At 64.5% G+C, this 16,889-nt stretch carries 15 protein-coding genes; 9 read left to right on the forward strand and 6 right to left on the reverse strand.

The window, feature by feature from the left end:
* Positions 1–279 precede the first annotated feature (279 nt).
* Positions 280–495 (reverse strand): autotransporter domain-containing protein, encoded by a 216-nt coding sequence (locus tag Azoinq_RS02810; protein WP_216126572.1) that lies wholly within the window; start codon positions 493–495, stop codon positions 280–282.
* Between the two features lie 1,565 nt (positions 496–2,060).
* Here Azoinq_RS02810 and Azoinq_RS02815 point away from each other — a divergent pair.
* Positions 2,061–3,491, forward strand: coding sequence for a DEAD/DEAH box helicase (locus tag Azoinq_RS02815; protein ID WP_216126558.1), 1,431 nt, complete (start codon positions 2,061–2,063; stop codon positions 3,489–3,491).
* A gap of 168 nt (positions 3,492–3,659) precedes the next feature.
* On the opposite strand, the gene Azoinq_RS02820 is transcribed toward Azoinq_RS02815, so the two are convergent.
* The 4 genes from Azoinq_RS02820 to Azoinq_RS02835 all read right to left on the reverse strand — a co-directional run bounded on the left by Azoinq_RS02820 (position 3,660) and on the right by Azoinq_RS02835 (position 6,479).
* Entirely contained in the window at positions 3,660–4,232 is a 573-nt protein-coding gene (locus Azoinq_RS02820; protein WP_216126555.1) for a hypothetical protein, read from the reverse strand.
* Between the two features lie 65 nt (positions 4,233–4,297).
* On the reverse strand, positions 4,298–5,047 hold the full coding sequence (locus tag Azoinq_RS02825) for a PP2C family protein-serine/threonine phosphatase (RefSeq protein ID WP_216126550.1): 750 nt from the start codon (positions 5,045–5,047) through the stop codon (positions 4,298–4,300).
* Positions 5,048–5,171: 124 nt separating this feature from the next.
* Positions 5,172–5,483, reverse strand: a complete 312-nt coding sequence (locus Azoinq_RS02830) for a hypothetical protein (RefSeq protein WP_216126547.1) — start codon at positions 5,481–5,483, stop codon at positions 5,172–5,174.
* A 96-nt stretch (positions 5,484–5,579) separates the two neighbouring features.
* Positions 5,580–6,479, reverse strand: a complete 900-nt coding sequence (locus Azoinq_RS02835; protein WP_216126546.1) for an HDOD domain-containing protein — start codon at positions 6,477–6,479, stop codon at positions 5,580–5,582.
* Positions 6,480–6,802: 323 nt separating this feature from the next.
* On the opposite strand from Azoinq_RS02835, the gene Azoinq_RS02840 reads away from it, so the two are divergent.
* Positions 6,803–7,504 (forward strand): DUF2076 domain-containing protein, encoded by a 702-nt coding sequence (locus Azoinq_RS02840; RefSeq protein WP_216126537.1) that lies wholly within the window; start codon positions 6,803–6,805, stop codon positions 7,502–7,504.
* 182 nt (positions 7,505–7,686) lie between these two features.
* Positions 7,687–8,166, forward strand: a complete 480-nt coding sequence (locus Azoinq_RS02845; RefSeq protein ID WP_232368541.1) for a bacteriohemerythrin — start codon at positions 7,687–7,689, stop codon at positions 8,164–8,166.
* A 342-nt stretch (positions 8,167–8,508) separates the two neighbouring features.
* On the opposite strand, the gene hyi is transcribed toward Azoinq_RS02845, so the two are convergent.
* On the reverse strand, positions 8,509–9,291 hold the full coding sequence (gene hyi, locus Azoinq_RS02850) for a hydroxypyruvate isomerase (protein WP_216126534.1): 783 nt from the start codon (positions 9,289–9,291) through the stop codon (positions 8,509–8,511).
* A 358-nt stretch (positions 9,292–9,649) separates the two neighbouring features.
* On the opposite strand from hyi, the gene Azoinq_RS02855 reads away from it, so the two are divergent.
* The 6 genes from Azoinq_RS02855 to Azoinq_RS02880 all read left to right on the forward strand — a co-directional run bounded on the left by Azoinq_RS02855 (position 9,650) and on the right by Azoinq_RS02880 (position 16,866).
* Positions 9,650–10,225, forward strand: coding sequence for a cob(I)yrinic acid a,c-diamide adenosyltransferase (locus tag Azoinq_RS02855; RefSeq protein ID WP_216126531.1), 576 nt, complete (start codon positions 9,650–9,652; stop codon positions 10,223–10,225).
* 39 nt (positions 10,226–10,264) lie between these two features.
* Positions 10,265–10,726, forward strand: coding sequence for a four-helix bundle copper-binding protein (locus Azoinq_RS02860; protein ID WP_216126530.1), 462 nt, complete (start codon positions 10,265–10,267; stop codon positions 10,724–10,726).
* A 208-nt stretch (positions 10,727–10,934) separates the two neighbouring features.
* Positions 10,935–12,059, forward strand: coding sequence for an efflux RND transporter periplasmic adaptor subunit (locus Azoinq_RS02865; protein ID WP_216126528.1), 1,125 nt, complete (start codon positions 10,935–10,937; stop codon positions 12,057–12,059).
* A complete protein-coding gene (locus tag Azoinq_RS02870; RefSeq protein WP_216126527.1) occupies positions 12,059–15,127 on the forward strand; it encodes an efflux RND transporter permease subunit in 3,069 nt (1,022 codons plus the stop codon). Before Azoinq_RS02865 ends, Azoinq_RS02870 begins: the two co-directional genes overlap by 1 nt.
* A gap of 93 nt (positions 15,128–15,220) precedes the next feature.
* Complete coding sequence (locus tag Azoinq_RS02875) at positions 15,221–15,541, forward strand: DUF3240 family protein (protein ID WP_216126525.1); 321 nt, start codon at positions 15,221–15,223, stop codon at positions 15,539–15,541.
* 41 nt (positions 15,542–15,582) lie between these two features.
* Positions 15,583–16,866, forward strand: coding sequence for a TolC family protein (locus tag Azoinq_RS02880; RefSeq protein WP_216126523.1), 1,284 nt, complete (start codon positions 15,583–15,585; stop codon positions 16,864–16,866).
* Positions 16,867–16,889: the final 23 nt, after the last annotated feature.

The raw sequence follows: 16,889 nt of genomic DNA on the forward strand, positions 1-16,889 counted from the left end.
GGGGGCGCAAGGCGACACCTTGGAACAACCAACGCAGACTGGCGGAAATGGTTTGCCCCCCCCCCGATGCTCCAGATCACAAGGAGCGGTCAATTCGAAGCTCGATTTCAACTTCATTACCGCCCCCCAGGCCTCCACGGTACAACACGGGGCAAGAGCAACTACCGTAGGTCACAAAAGTGGCACTGCTGGCACCGGCAGAGACAGAAATCAGGCTATTCCGCTAATTCTTGGTGTTCTAACCGATCCCGCCATCCACCGCCAGAGTGGTCCGCTCACTCAGCTGGTGTGCAATTTCCCCCCGACGACGAGCGCCTCCGTAGCATGGCCCTGCACCTTGAGGTTCGCCAGCCCTGCCCTCTTTTCCTGATAGCCATCGCCCCGGGTTTCGGTGTAGTCCGCGCTTACGGAAAGCGTGAAGCGGGCTTTTTTGCTCAGGGCATAGGTCCGCCCCAGGCTGGTCCCCAGGGGCCGGGTCTGGCTATCTATCGTCATTAGGCGCCGCCGTGGTCCCCATAAAATAAATCCGGCGCTTGCCTTGGTTGGTGTTTTACCCAACATCCGCCGGAAACTTCACTTCCGCTCGGTCATTCGGGGACCAGCTACCGTGGCCGGTTAGCTGATACCACTGAATATCCCCATTTTTTTGACCATACTGGAATTGCCATCCACATAACTGGCCCCATAAGCAAAGGCGCCCCTACGCACGGGGTTGAGTAAGCCGCGCCATCAACCCCCTTGGCAAAGCCATAGATGTCGGCTTTGTAGCCCGCTCCCCGTTTTGATTTTCCGGATCAGCCCGGGAGGCAAAGGGTTTGATCCAGAGATGCTGGTCACCATAAAAACTATCCCCAGGCGCCCTACCATTGCCCCCATCCGTCCGGGCATTCACCTCATTGTTGATGCTGTCCTGGGTATGGCGGGCAATGGACATCGACGCCCCGGTCAGCACAGGCTGGGGCACCGTGATCCTGTTGGACAGGTGGGCTTTGGTAGCCAAAGGAGCAAACAGGAACAACAAGCTGGGATTGGCCTCAATGGTGCGGGCGCCGGCAAGTCGGCTGAATTCCCCTGGGCCGCAGCGGCACTAGCCACCCGGCTGGCAGAAATGGTATCGATCGCCAGATTCCAGGAGGTGTCACTTTCAGCATCAACCAGGTGATAGGTCACCCCGCTGATAATTTTCCAGCAGGTTAACGGTCAGGCCCCTATTGGAGAGCGTTCCCCGGTATGGGAGTTCACAGCATCATTCTGTCCATCAGCAATACGGAGATCATAGGGGTAAGGGGTGCTCCACCCGAAGAAGAGAAGGTAATCATCCCCTAATGGGCGCAAGTATTGAAATAGGACACATAGCCCCCTGGTAACTCCTACTAAAAACTCAAATCACTCCGACCATTAGCCAAGTGGGTAATGCCTCCGCGAGAGCCCGCGTCGTTGAAAATACCCGCAGCCCCTCCGCTCCCTCCTTCTCTATATAGGAGAGAGCCTGCGTTATTGATCACACCACCGCCAGGGGGATAACCAATGGCATCTGCTCCATTTCCTCATTTCCACCAGCGCCGCTGCACCAGAAGCCCCACTCAAAGTGCCTACACAGGGAATTAACCAATCGAGAACCATCCACTTCACAGAATTTGCCGATAAAAATCTGGCAGGCGAAGCAATAGAAATTGCTTTTTTATCCCAGCATCTTTTATTAATTATTTTTTTGATATGAATCCTTGATGGCGCATTTTATTAACACAGAACCCTTAGAAACAAACAAACCGCAAACTTCATTAAATGAATAAATTAACACAATCAAATCAACCACTAAATTTTAGCACAAGCAACAACCACAAGAATTTTAAAATAAAGCCACGCCAAATAAAATATTAAAAAGCATTAGCTTTATATTTAAAAAATACCTCCGAATTATTATCATTACAAAAAATCCTAACGAGCGTTTTAAAATTAGAATCATCGTCCCCTCTAGTCTCGGGGAGGCCCGAGCGGGGGTGTATAATGGTGATCTATATCTTTGATCTCTCTTCCTCTTTCTTGTGGAGACGCACCCTTTGCGTTTTGATGAGCTGGGCCTGGCGCCCGAAATCCTGAAAGCCGTTGCCGACCTGGGCTATGCCGAGGCCACCCCCATCCAGCAGCAAGCCATTCCCCTGGTGCTCCAGGGCAAGGATCTGAAAGCCTGCGCCCAGACCGGCACGGGCAAGACGGCGGCCTTTACCCTGCCCCTGATCCAGCGCCTGCTGCCCTTCGCTACCCCCAGCCCCTCCCCGGCCAAACACCCGGTACGGGCCCTGATGCTGGCCCCCACCCGGGAACTGGCCCTGCAGGTCTACGAGTCGGTGAAGGCCTACACCAAATACACCCCCTTCCGCAGTATCTGCCTCTTCGGCGGCGTGGACATCAAGCCCCAGATCGCGGAAATGAAAAAGGGGGTGGAATTTGTGGTGGCCACCCCGGGCCGTCTCCTGGATCACGTGGAGCAAAAGAGCATCCACTTCAACCACGTCCAGGCCCTAGTGCTGGATGAGGCGGACCGGATGCTGGACATGGGCTTTATCCCGGACATCCAGCGCATTCTCAACATGCTTCCCGCCGCCCGGCAAAGCCTGCTTTTTTCCGCCACCTTTTCCACGGAAATCCAGCGCCTGGCCGATTCCATGCTGCACGAGCCCATCCTGGTGGAAGTGGCCCGGCGCAATGCAGTCAACGAAACCATCAGCCATCGGGTTTATCCCGTGGCGGAAGAACGGAAAAAGAGCCTGCTCATCAAGCTGCTCCGCTCCGGGGAAATCACCCAGACCCTGGTCTTCGTGCGCACCAAGCAGGGCTGCGGCCGTCTGGCCCGGGAACTGGAACGGGCCGGTATTCCGGCAGACGCCATCCACGGGGACAAATCCCAGGGGGAACGGATCAAAGCCCTGGACGCCTTCAAGAGCGGTGCCTGCAAGGTGCTGGTGGCCACGGACGTGGCCGCCCGGGGGCTGGACATTGAAGACCTGCCCTACGTGATCAATTACGAGCTGCCCCACACTCCGGAAGACTACGTGCACCGCATCGGCCGCACCGGTCGGGCCGGACGCCAGGGCAACGCGGTGTCCCTGGTGAGCGCCCACGAGGTGGTCTATCTGGTGGACATTGAAAAGCTCATCAAGAAGCAGGTGGAACAGGTCATCCTGGAAGGCTACGGTCCGGAAGCGGACTGGGAATATCCGCCGGGGGAAAAGAAAAAGCACCACGCCCGGGAAGTGCACGCCGCCGCCAAACCGGTGGCCGGTCGGGCCCAGGCCCCGGCCCGGAGCGGGGAAAACCGGCGCCGCCATGTGGCCGCCGACGGTTTCGATTTCGACAAACCCTACGAATCCGCCGCTGCCGCCAATACGGAAACTCCGGAAAAGAAGCCGGCTCCCGCCGCCAATCCGGGCAATCCCCATCAGCGCAAAAAGCCGGTGGTGGCAGCCCTCCTGGGGGGCCTGGGACGCTAAGCCCCCATCCCACCGGGCCCGTCCTCCCGGGATCGGCCCCACCCCACAAAAAAGCCACCCTTACCGGTGGCTTTTTCTTTATCCCGCCCCATCCTTGGACCGCTCCCTGGGCCTCATGCTTAGGGAATCAGCAAGTTCTCAGGCCTCTCCAGCCCCAACCTCAAGCTTTCAGGCGCTCACCCCTTGGAGACCACCGAAAAAGATTTCGCTCTGACCACTCCCCACGGTGATGTAGGGATTCTGCCGCTCCTGGGCCACCCGGGCCTCCACCAGGGCGGCCTGGGCCTGGGGATTGCCCACCAGCTTGGCGTAGCTGTTGGCGTAATCCCCATAGGTCTGGGCGGAGCGCAGCAGGCTGGCGCCGGAAGACACCTTGGCAAACTGATCCCGCAGATTTTTGTTGGTGTGGAAAAGCTGCTCGATCTTGGCCTTGTCCGGATGATTGTTGGCCACACTCACATAGCCCTCACTGTCCGGGGTCAGCACGGCCTCGGGAGGCACCCGGATGCCCGCCTCCCGGAACGCTTCCCGGGTGCTGGCGGTAAAAGTTGCCGTGGCGGCGGCAAAGGATTCCCGGGTGGGGAGTTCCAAAGGTGGCACCGAGACAGTCCCGCCGCTGTTGGACCAGCCGGGGGCCGTGGTCTGGGCGGCGCTAGGGCTATCACTGCTCGCCGCCTTGGTGGCACTGACGCTGGAGGCAGAATAGGTGGGCAGCAGGGCGGCCAGGGCGGCGATATTCATGGGCGGGGCTTTCCAAAGGGAGACCCTCACCTACAGCACTTTCCGGGCCAGCATGGCCGGGGGATTCAGGCCTTGCCTGCCTCCAGGCGCAGCACCGCCAGGGAACAGTTGTCCCCCTTGCCCCGGCAACGCTGGCGGGCCAGATCAATGAGAATGGCTGCCCCTTCCCGGGCGGAATTGGCAGCCAAAATACGGCCCAGCTCTTCCTCGGAAAAATAGGCCCAAAGACCGTCGGAACAGAGGAGGAAGCAGTCCCCGGGCTGGACCTCCCCGTGGCCCCAATCCACCCGGGGCTCTTCCCGGTCCCCCAGGGAGGTGAGCAGCACATTGCGGTTGGGATGGGATAAGGCCTGGGTCGGGGTGATTTTCCCCTGATCCACCAGATGCTGGACGTAGGAATGGTCCCGGCTACGGCACAGGAGCGCCTCGCCACGGAAATGGTAAAGCCGGGAATCGCCACAATGGGCCCAGGTGGCCTGACGCCCCTGGAGCAGCAGAAGCACCACGGTGCTATGGGGGTCCTGCTCGTTGAGCAGGCGCCCCGTGCGGATCAGCAGATGGGATTCCCGGATAATTTCCGCCAGCAGGTTTTCCGGAGTTTCTTCCCGGGGGGCGTAGGCCTGGAGGTCATTGGTGGCGGTGACAATGACCTGTTCCGCCGCCTGGGCGCCCCCGGTATGTCCCCCCATGCCGTCGGCCAGGACTGCCAGGGCCACCTGGGGCTGACGGGGATGGGGGACCAGGGCCACCCGGTCCTGCTGTTCCCGCCGATCCCCCTGATGTTGGGCAACGCAGGCATCCAAAATCAAAGACATAGAAAAGACAAAGGCCCGAGGAAAGGAAGCCGAGAGGGTGCCCGCCGCGGGCAACGGCCCGGGCACCGGCAGAAAGCCCCGAACCGGGTGTCCCCGATCCGGGTTCTGGGCGGAGGCGCCGCCCCTAGCGCAGCAGTTCCGCCGCCACGCTGTCTGGGGACGGGGCCTGACCGCTCAGGTGGGGATTGCGCCGGTGAAATACCCGGCTGGCGGCGATGATCACCTGGTGCACCTCTTCCCGGGTCAGTTCCGGGTAGCTTTCCCGCACCACCCGATAGGCCAGCTGGCCCAGGGACTGGCCGCCCCAGGTATTTTTCGGATCAAAGAAGGGCTCGATCTGCACATACACGGCGTCAAAAACGCTGCGCAGGGCCGGATTCTGGCGCCGTTCCGGGTGTGCCTCGCCCGTGGCCGGGTCGATGAAGGTGTCGCTCACGTCGTACCTCGCTTCTTGAAAAAGCCATCCTGTACCGGATGTTGTCCTGATCGGTGCCCCTGGGCACCCCTCCCCGTCAGGCGTAAGGCCGAGGCCTCATTCCCCGTCGGTCTGAAAACGATACAGCAATTCTTCCACGTATTCCCGCTCTTCTTCCGGGGCCAGCCCCAGCTCTTCCCCCACATCCCCCCGCAGGGTAGGCCAGTCCGGCTCATCCAGGCGATGTTCCAGGTGATAGGCGTGCATGGCCAGTTGCAGAATGGCCGCCAGGGAGCGGGATTCCCCCCCTACCAGGCGGGGCAGGTCGTGGTGGAAGCGGATGGCGTCCGCAATGAAATCGGGCAGGCCCCAGTGCCGGGCGATGAAATAGCCCACCACGCAGTGATCCGCCTGAAAGCGCCGATCCTCTTCCCGATAGTCGATCCAGCCCTGATCCCCCTCCAGGCCCATGGCCTCCCCGTAGGAAGGAAAGCGTTCCAGCAGCAGGGGCACGCCGCAATCGTGGAAAATCCCCGCCAGATAGGCCTGGTCCGGGAAAACGTTGCACACCGCCACTTTGTCCCCGGCGATCAGCATGGCGAGCCGGGCCACATCCTGGGAACGGCTCCAGAAGCGTTCATAGGCCTTGCGCCGCCGGGTCACCCGCTGACTTCCGGCCAGGGCCACGGCCTGCACCAGATGGAGAGTCTGGCTCAAACCCACGGCCTGGAGAATTTTTTCCAGGGAAGAAAAGGGTTGGTGCTGCCGATAGGCGGAAGACTGGACCGCCTTAAACAGCAGGGAGGTAATGCCCGCATCCTGGGCAATGGTGCGGGCGATAGCCCGCAGATCCGTATCCAGCCCCTGGATCTGGCGCTGCAACTGCTCCACCACCCGGGGTTGGGGCGGCAATTTAATGCCCTGGCCCAGAATCCGGTCGAGTACCTCCTGATCCTGTTGCTGTTGGGCTTCCCGGGAAACCGGGGCCCCGGGGGCGGGTGGGGAAGAACGGGTCATAGGGCAAAGGGCAGGGAAGAAGCCATAGGGAAGGGGGAGTTCAGGCCGGCCCGGAACAGCCGGGCGGCGCAAACACCTGTTGCCATTCTAGCCTGAAAGTGGGGGCGCCCACCGTGCCATAGGACCTTGCCGGAAAAGCCCCATTGTGCCGGGAATAGGGGGGCCGGCGCCCCTGGTCTCCAGCCCCGCCGGCCCCGCCCTGGAACCGGGCCAAACATTCCCACACATCTTGTTACGGACCGTTGCACACAAGGCTCCCGGAAACCCCTATAACGGACCCCATGGATCAGCCGGGGCCCGCCCCCCACCGTCAAGGAGACATCATGACCCCCCAAGAACAGCAATTGCTCAGCGCTTTTCTCCAACAAATGGAACAACTGCCCGGCCAGGTGCTGGACACGGAAGCCAACCAGCTCATCCAACGCAGTCTGGCGGCCCGCCCCGACGCCCCCTATCTGCTGGTGCAGAAAGCCATACTCCAGGAACAGGCCCTGCACGCCGCCCAGGCCCGCATCGCGGCCCTGGAAAATGATGTGCGCCAGCTGCAAGCCGCCCAGGGCGCGGCTCCCGCCACCGGCGGCTTCCTCGGCGCCTCCGCCTGGGGCAATTCGGCGGCCGCACCCCAGGCCCCCGCCGCCCCCCGCAGCGTGGCAGGCTACAGCAATAGCGGCCTGCCCATCAGCAATTACACCCCGGCCAACAATCAGGCCCCGGCCGCTCCGGCCCGGAGTTCCGGCGCCATGGGAGGCTTTCTCGGCACGGCGGCGGCCACTGCTGCTGGCGTGGTGGGGGGCTCCCTCCTCTTTCAAGGGGTGGAAAGCCTCTTCGGCCATCACCAGAGCGGTTTCGGCCAGGGCGGCGGCTGGTTCGGCGGCGATGCCCAGAACAACCCGGAAAATGTAACGGTAAATAACTACTACGGTGACCGTCAGGACAGCCTGACGGACAGCGGCAGCGCCGATTTCGGCGATATTGGCGGCGACGCCAGCACCATGGATTTCGGTACGGACGACGATTTTTCCTGACCCACCCTTTCCCCCCATCCGGACCTCGGCGATCGGGTCCGGCATGTCCTTTGGCCCGGGCCCGTCCCGGGCCTTTTTCTTGCCCGCCCCCCGGGCCAGGGGCGTCCCCGGGCTTGACCCAGATCAAGAGGCCCAAGGCCGATCCGTCTTAGGCTGATGGAAACTTTTTTCCGGGTCTGCCCATGGTGACCACTGACCTTTCCTATGCCTGGAACGATGCCTACAGCGTGGGCATCCAGGAGGTGGACGAACAGCACAAGGTGCTCCTGCAACTACTGGATGCCCTGCACCTGGCCATCCGGGCCGGCCAGGGGGCGGAAAGCCTGGCGGTGCTGAACCAGCTGGTGGATTACACCCGCCACCACTTCACCATGGAAGAAAGTCTGATGCGGGTCACCAATTACCCGGATTTCGGCCCCCACAAGGAGCTGCACCAGAATCTCATGGCCCAGATTCACAAGGTCCAGGATGAACTGGCGGGTGGCCAGCTGGACCTGGACGGAGAAATGCTCCAGTTCGTCAAAATCTGGCTGATCCAGCACATCAACGAAACGGATCGGCGCTTCGGGAAGTTTTTCCACAGCACGGGCCTGGAGCCCCAGTGGTCCCCCGCCGTGGCGGAAGCCATGGGCAAAAAGAAGTGGTGGTGGCAGTTCTGGTGAGCCGAAGGGCGGGGCTCTAAGCCTTGGCGGACGCCAGGGCGCTCGTTTCCAGAGCACGCCGAGCACTCAGGATACGACGGTTTAAAAACCCCGTTTCTGGGACAACTGGAACCTGAAACAGGGAAGCAGCCAATTCAGCGGAGTCCGGCGGTACCGCCCGAGCGTAGGGAGACCCGCCCTGCGCCGCTCTAGCTTGGCGAAGCCCTGTCCCTTGCCGCAGCTCCCTTGCCTAACAAGGCTAGGTCCCACACCGCGCCTTTGAGACTTTGGGGCCACCTTGAGCCGGCCCGTCCATGCTTTCCTCCGCTTCAGCCCGTCCTCCGGGCCTAACCCCTGGGCCCGTTAAGCCCTCAAGGCGCCCGACGGCAGCCAGCCCAGGCCCGCCGCCGTTGTTGACTGGGGCTTGTATTCGCAGCCAATCCAGCCCTGATAGCCGAGCCGTTCCAGAAGGGCAAAGAGGAAGGGATAGGCGATTTCCCCCGTGCCCGGCTCGTGGCGCCCCGGGTTGTCGGCGATTTGCAGGTGGCCGATGCGGGGCAGATGCTTTTCCAGAAAGCGGGCCAAATCGCCGGCCATGATCTGGGCGTGGTAGAGGTCGTACTGGAGCGCCCCGCAACCCGCCCCATCCAGGGCCGCCAGGCCCTTGTCCGGGGTATCCAGCCAGAAACCGGGCATATCCACCCGGCTGTTGATGGGCTCGGTGAGCAGGGTAATGCCCGCCGGGGCCAGGCGGGCGTGGGCATAGCGGAAATTTTCCCGGAAGGTGGCAGCTACCTCCGCCTCCGGCACCCCGACTGGACGCAGCCCGGCCAGGCAGTTGAGACGGCGACAGCCCAGGGTCCGGGCGTATTCCAGGGCCAGCCCCACCCCCTCCCGGAATTCCTCCTCCCGCCCGGGCAGGCAGGCGATGCCCCGCTCCCCCCCGTCCCAGTCGCCGGCGGGCAAATTAAACAGCACCTGGGTGAGACCCTCTGCCTTCAGGCGGGCCGCCAGTTCCGCCGCCGGATAGGCGTAGGGAAACATGAACTCCACCCCCCGGAAACCGGCCCGGGCCGCCCAGCCAAAGCGTTCCAGGAAAGGGGTGTCGGCAAAGAGAAAGCTCAGATTGGCGGCAAAACGCAGCATGGGACATCCTGAAGACAAAGGGGAACGGACTTGGGGACCGGAGCCCCGGGGGGGAACGGGGAGAAAGGGGGATGCAGGCCAGGGCCGGGAACGGGGGACTTTCAGGCGAGGCTGCGCTTCCCCGGCCCATCCCATGCCCCATCGCTCCGCCAAGCCCCGTCACCCCGACCGAATCCCCCTGGACTCGGCGGGCATTGTAGCCCAACTCCCCAGGCCCCTTGTCGGGCTGAAACCGGGGCAGTGGGAGACAAAACGGGGAATGGCTCGGGGGCAGGACCGGGGCGCCCCACCCCGCTATAATGGCCCCTCCACCGGGCCCCCCATGCCCGTTCATGTTCATAACAAAAGGAGACACCCCATGGGCCACCGGCTTTCCAAAATCGTCACCCGCACCGGCGACCAGGGCGAAACAGGTCTGGGAGACGGCTCCCGGGTCGGCAAGGACTGTTTGCGCATCGACGCCATCGGGGAAGTGGACGAGCTCAATTCCAGCATCGGCCTGATCCTGGCCGAACCCCTGCCCCACCCGGTGGATGTGGGGATGCGGGAGATGCTGATCCAGGTCCAGCACGATCTCTTCGACCTGGGGGGAGAGCTGTGCATTCCGGGCATGGTGATGATCAAGGAAGACCACATCCTGCGCCTGGAAGACTGGGTGGAGGAACTGAACGGCAATCTGCCCGCCCTGAAGGAATTTATCCTCCCCGGCGGCACCCGTCCCGCCGCCCTGGCCCACCTGGCCCGCACCGTCTGCCGCCGGGCCGAACGGGCGGTGGTCCATCTGTCCCGCAGCGAAAATGTGGCCGACGGCCCCCGCCAGTACTTAAATCGCCTCTCCGACCTGCTCTTCGTCCTGGGCCGGGCCCTGAACCAGGCCTCCGGGAGCGGGGACGTGCTCTGGAAGCATCAGCGGGTGCCCCGCCCGGCGGCTTGATACACTGGCATTCCCATTCATCATCGAAAGGCCAGTCCTATGGAACGTCGGGATATGTTGAAAACCGTGGCCGGGACGGTGGCCGGAGTCCTGGCCGCCCAGGCCATGGCGGCGGAATCCACCGGTACTCCGGACGCCCATCACCACCACCAGCACGGCGCCATGGGTCAGCCCTACACCGCCCTGAGCACCACCGCCGGCCATTGTCTCCAGGCGGGGGAAACCTGCCTCAGCCACTGTCTGGTGCTCCTGGGCCAAGGGGAAACCCACATGGCCCCCTGCGCCCAGGCGGTGCGGGAAATGCTGGCGGTCTGCGACGCCCTGGCCCGGCTGGCCCTGCAACAATCCTCCTTCACCCCGGCCCAGGCCAAAGTGGCGGCGGAGGTCTGCGCCCATTGCCAGAAGGCCTGCCAGGAACACGCGGACCAGCACGAGGAATGCCAGGCCTGCGCCATAGCCTGCGCTGCCTGCGAAAAGGAATGTCGGGCCCTGGCGGCCTGAACCCGCACCAGGCCCGGAACCAGCCCGCCCACCGGCGGGCTTTTTTCTGCCCGGTGCCGCCGCCTTTCCGCCTTTCCGCCTTTCCGCCTTCTACCTAAACGCCTGAACGCCTGAACGCCCCCCCGTCTTTACAGTTCCTTACCCGGGCTTAAGCCTGTCTTAAGCTTGGCCAACTAGACTGGGGGTCAAAATCACTCCGGGTATTGCCATGATCTCTCGCCCCTTTTCCCTCACCGCGGCGGCCGCTTTGCTGTGTGCCGCCTTCGCCCTGCCCCTCCAGGCTGCCCCGGCGGCCCCCGCCAATTTCGTTCCCATCAGTCCGGCCCAGGCCCAGGCCCTGGGAGTGGTAAGCCAGCCCCTGGCCCCGGCCGGACAGGGCCAGATCGCCAGCTTGCCCGCCAAGGTGGTGGTGCCGGTGGAACAGCTGCGGGTGGTGGCCGCCCCCCTGGCCGGCTTGATCACCCAGGTGGCGGTGGTGGCTGGCCAATCGGTGAAAAAAGGCCAGGTGCTAGCCCGGCTCTCCAGCCCGGGGCTCCTGCAAATCCAGCGGGATTATCTCCAGGCCCGGCAACAGGCGGACCTCATGGGGCGTAACGCCCGGCGGGACGAACAGCTCTACCAGGAAGGCATCATTGCCCAATCCCGCTATCAGGCCACCCGGGCCGGACAAAAGGAGGCGGAAGTAGCCGCCGCCGCCCTGGGTGAGGAATTGCGCCTGGCCGGGGTGGCCGGGGGCAAACACGGCATCACCCCGGAAGTGGCCATTGTGGCGCCCCTGACCGGGGAGGTGCTGGACGCTCCGGCGGCCATCGGCACCCGGGTGGATATGGCGGCCCCCCTGTTCACCGTGGGCCGCCTTTCCCCCCTGTGGCTGGAAATCCAGGTGCCCGCCGCCCTGGCCGCCCAGGTAAGGGAAGGCCAGCCGGTCCAGGTGGTGCGCAGCCCGGCCCGGGGCCGGATCATTAATGTGGGACGGCAGATCGCCGGCACCAGCCAGACCGTGACCCTGCGGGCCCGGCTGGATCAGGGCACGGACAGTCTGCGGCCGGGCCAGCTGGTGGAAGCCGCCGTGGGGGCCGCGCCCGGCGCTGCCCCTGCCGGACAGGCGTCTTTCCTGGTGCCCCAGGGGGCCCTGGTGCGGGAAGGGGGCAAAACTTACCTCTTCGTGGCTGTGGCCAAGGGCTACCAGGCCTGGCCGGTACGGGTCCTGGGCACCACGGGGAGCGGCGCCCTGGTGGCCGGTCCCCGCCTGACAGGTGGACTGCGGGTGGCGGTGAAGGGCCTAAGTTCTCTGAAATCCGCCTGGACCGGCGCTGCGGCTGAGGGGGAATAATGCTCTCCCGTCTGGTCGAATTTTCCCTCACCCAGCGCCTCCTGGTGCTGGTGCTCACCGCCCTGATGGTGGTGGCGGGCGTCATGGCCTACCGCAGCCTGCCTATCGACGCCTTTCCCGATGTATCCACCACCCAGGTCAAAATTATCATGAAGGCCCCGGGCATGACCCCGGAAGAGGTGGAAAACCGCATTGTGGTGCCCATTGAACAGGAAATGCTGGGCATTCCCCACCAGCGCCTGCTGCGCACCACCTCCAAATACGCCATCGCCGACATCACCATCGACTTCGACGACGGCACGGACATTTACTGGGCCCGCCAGCAGGTGGCGGAGCGCCTGGGTAACGCCAGCGGCGCCCTGCCGCCCCAGGCCAGCGGGGGCATGGCCCCCATTACCACCCCCCTGGGGGAAATGTTCATGTTCACCATTGAAGGCCCCTTGAGCCTGGAACAGAAGCGCAGCCTGCTGGACTGGACTATCCGGCCCCAGCTGCGCACCCTGCGGGGGGTGGCGGATGTGAATAGCCTGGGGGGCATGGCCCGGGCCTTTGAAGTGGTGCCGGACCCGGCTGCCCTGAACGCCCGGGGGGTTTCCCTGGCGGACCTGAAGGCAGCCGTAGAGGGCAATAACCGCAACGACGGGGCGGGCCGCCTCACGGAAGGGGAAGAAACCCTGCTGGTGCGGGTGGAAGGGGCGGTCCGGTCCCTGGACGATCTGCGGGCCATCGTCATCGCCAACCGTAACGGGGTGCCGGTGCGGGTGGGGGATGTGGCCCAGGTGCGCCTGGGCTCCCTGACCCGCTACGGGGCCGTCACCAAGGACGGCAAGGGCGAGGCGGTGGAAGGCCTGGTGCTGGGCCTGCGGGGCGCCAACGCCCAGCAGGTGGTGGCCGGGGTCAAAGACAAGCTGGCGGATATCCAGAAAACCCTGCCCAAGGGCGTCACCATCGAGCCCTTCTACGACCGGGGCAACCTGGTGGAACGGGCCGTGGGCACGGTGGCAGAAGCCCTGGGGGAAGCCATTGTGCTGGTCATCCTCCTGCTCCTGGCCTTCCTCGGCAATTTCCGGGCGGCCCTGGTGGTGTCCCTGATTCTGCCCCTCTCCGCCCTGCTCACCTTCATTCTCATGAACTGGTTCGGCCTTTCCGCCAATCTCATGAGCCTGGGAGGCCTGGCCATCGCCATCGGCATGCTGGTGGACGGGGCCGTGGTGATTGTGGAAAACGTGGAATCCCACCTCTCCCAGCCCGCCGACCAGACCCGTCTGCCCCTGCTCCACGTGGTCTATCGGGCGGTGCGGGAAGTGACCCTGCCCGTAGCCTCCGGCATCGCCATCATCATCATCGTCTTTTTCCCCCTGCTCACCCTGGAGGGCCTGGAAGGCAAGCTCTTCATTCCCGTGGCCCTGACCATCGTCTTCGCCCTGGCCGCCTCCCTGGTGCTGGCCCTGACCGTGATTCCGGCCCTGGCCTCCCTGCTCATGCGCCAAGGGGAACACCATGAATCCTGGCTGGTGAAAAAGCTCAACGCCGCCTACGCCCCCCTCCAGGCCTGGTCCTTCACCCACACCAAGGCCATGGTCCTGGGCGCCCTGGGCCTCCTGGCCCTGGCGGCGGGGGCCTACACCCTGCTGGGCAAGACCTTCCTGCCCACCATGGACGAGGGGGACATGATCATGCAGCTGGAAAAGCTGCCCTCCATCAGCCTGGATAACACCACGGCCATGGACAGCCGCATCCAGAAAGCCATCCTGGCCCGGGTGCCGGAGGTGAAAAAAATCGTCGCCCGGGTGGGGGCGGATGAAATCGGCCTGGACCCCATGGGCCTCAATGAAACGGATACCTTCCTGGTGCTCAAGCCCATGGACCAGTGGCGCAAGCCGGACAAGGATTGGCTCACGGACCAGGTGCGGGGAGTCATGGCCGACTTCCCGGGCATCGCCTACAGCTTCACCCAGCCCATCGACATGCGGGTTTCGGAAATGCTCACCGGGGTGCGGGGGGATATCGCCATCAAGATTTTCGGCACGGACCTGGACCGGCTCAACCAGCTGGCGGACCAGACCGTGGCCATCGTCAAGGCCGTGCCCGGGGCGGAAGACACCTTCACCAAGAAAAATGCCGGGGTCCAATACCTGAAGGTGGATCTGGACCGGCTGGCGGTGGGCCGCCTGGGCCTGCCCGTGGAACAGGTGCAGGACGCCCTAAAGACCCTGCTGGAAGGCCTCCCCGCCGGTCAGGTGGTGGAGCCGGGACGGCGCACCCCGGTGTTGCTGCGGGGCGGGGCTGACCTCCAGGCCAGCGTGGACCGCTTTGCCGACCTGCGCCTCACCCTGCCCGATGGAGGCACCGTGCCCCTGGCCCAGGTGGCCCGCCTGGAGCGGGTGGAAGGGCCGGTGAAAGTGGATCGGGAAAACGCCCAGCGTTACGTGGTCATCCAATCCAATGTGCGGGGCCGGGATCTGGTCAGCTTCGTCCAGGACGCCCAGGCCGGGGTGGCCCAGAAAATCAAGCTGCCCGCCGGTTACCACATTGTCTGGGGCGGCCAGTTTGAAAACCAGCAACGGGCCGCCCAGCGCCTCATGCTGGTGGTGCCCGTGGCCCTGGGGCTGATTTTCCTGCTCCTCTTTTCCACCTTCGGTTCCCTGCGTCAGGCCGGTCTGGTCCTGGGCATGATCCCCTTCGCCCTGGTGGGTGGCGTGCTGGCCCTGCTCATTTCCGGCCAATACCTGTCCGTGCCCGCCTCCGTGGGCTTCATCGCCCTCCTGGGTATTGCGGTGCTGAACGGGGTGGTAATGGTCACCTATTTCAACCAGCTCCAGGCCCAGGGCCTGCCCCTGGATCAGGTGGTGCGGGACGGGGCAAAGCGGCGTCTGCGCCCGGTGCTCATGACCGCCTCCATCACCGCCCTGGGCCTGGTGCCCCTGCTTTTCGCCAGCGGCCCGGGCTCGGAGATCCAGAAACCCCTGGCCATTGTGGTCATCGGCGGGCTGGTGAGTTCCACCCTGCTCACCCTGCTGCTCCTGCCCATTCTTTACCGCCATTTCGAAGCCAAGGCCCGGTCATGACCTCTATCCCACGCCCCAGCGCCCCCCGTTTTCCCGGGCATTCTCGGGCCCTGGGGCCCTTGACCAGCCTTAGCTCTATCGACGGAGTTATTCATGCATAACCCCTCCCGCCCCGTGGATATCTGCCTCACCCTGGTGATTCCTCCCACCCTGGAGGATGCCATGGTGGATTTTCTCCTCGCCCATAGCGACGCGGTGGGCCATTTCACCTCCCGTCCGGTGGATGCCCATGGCAATGATTTGGACTACGCCTCCGCCGCTGAACAGGTCCGGGGCCGGGCCCGCCGCATGCGCCTCCAGGCCCTCATGGCCAGCGGCGACGTGCATCAACTGCTACGGGAATTACAAGACCAGTTCAAAGGGGCGGACCTGTTTTACTGGACCACCCCCGTCCTGGAAACGGGCCGGATCTAAGGGGCATTTCCGCCCCCCGGCCCCTTTGTCACGAGACTGCCATGCCCCATCCTCATTTTCCCCGTCCCCTCCGCCCCCTGGGCCTGATCCTGGGGCTGTGCTACGCCCTGTCCGGCCCTGCCTGGGGCGCCGAGGGTCTGCCCACGCCCCCCTATCCCAGCGCCGACCTGCCGCCGCTCCAGGCCGCTCTCCAGGCCATTCGCAATGCCCCCATGGCCAAGGAGGCCGACGCCATGTTGAGCGCCGAACAGGCCAACCGGAAACGTCTGGAAGCCGGGCCCTACGAATGGACCACCCGGCTCACCACCCAGCAACGCCGGGTCAATCCCAGCGATGAGCGTTTCCGGGAATGGCAGGGCGCCCTGGAACACACCCTGCGTCTGCCGGGCAAGGCCGCCCTGGACGCCAAAATCGGCGCCCAGGGGGAAGCGACGGCCCATACCGCCCTGGGGGACGCCCTCCATGAAACCTCCCGCAGCCTGCTGCAAACCTGGTTCGACTGGCTGCGGGCCCGGGAAACGGCCCGCCAGTGGGCCGCCCAGGCCGATTCCCAGGAAAAGCAGCGGCGCACCACGACCCGCCGGGTGCAGCTGGGTGACGCCCCCAAGCTGGAACTGATGCAGGCGGAAGCCGCCGCCGCCCAGGCCCAGGCCGCCCGGGAACAGGCCCGGCTCCAGGAACAGGTGGCTCTGGCGGCCCTCAGCGCCCGCTTTCCCACCCTGCCCCGGCCCGAAAATATCCATCCCAGCGAGCCCCAGCCCCTGGAACCGGGCCCCTGGCAGGAACGCCTGCTGACCCAGAGCCATGAACTGACCCTGGCCCGGGCCCAGACGGAACACGCCCGTCTTCTGGCCTCCCGGGCCGATGCGGACAAGCTGCCCGATCCCACCGTGGGCGTGCAGATTGGCTCGGAACGGGCCGGGGAAGAACGGCTGGCCGCCCTGACCCTGACCATTCCCCTGCCCGGGGGCGCCCGCCGGGCTGCCGCCGACCAGCAGGTGGCCCTCTCCAGCGCCGCCGCCAGCCGGGAAGCCGCCGCCCAGGCCAAGGTCAGCGCCGAAGTAGCGGGCCTGCTGGCCACCGCCCGGGCCGCCTACGACAGCTGGCGCCTGGCGGAAGACGCCGCCCGGCGCATGGAAGAGTCGGCCCACCTCATGGGCCGGGCCTATCAGCTGGGGGAAGCGGGCATTGCGGAATTGCTGGTGGCCCAGCGCCAGGCCAACGAGGCCCGGCTGGGCGCCAACCGGGCCCGGCTGGACGCCCTGGAAGCCCGCTATCGGGTTTATGTGGATGCCCATCTACTCTGGGACGCGGACGAGGATTAAACTCCTGCTTTGCTCCGGGGGAG

This window comes from Azospira inquinata, from assembly GCF_018905915.1.
GTDB classification, from domain to species: Bacteria; Pseudomonadota; Gammaproteobacteria; order Burkholderiales; family Rhodocyclaceae; genus Azospira; species Azospira inquinata.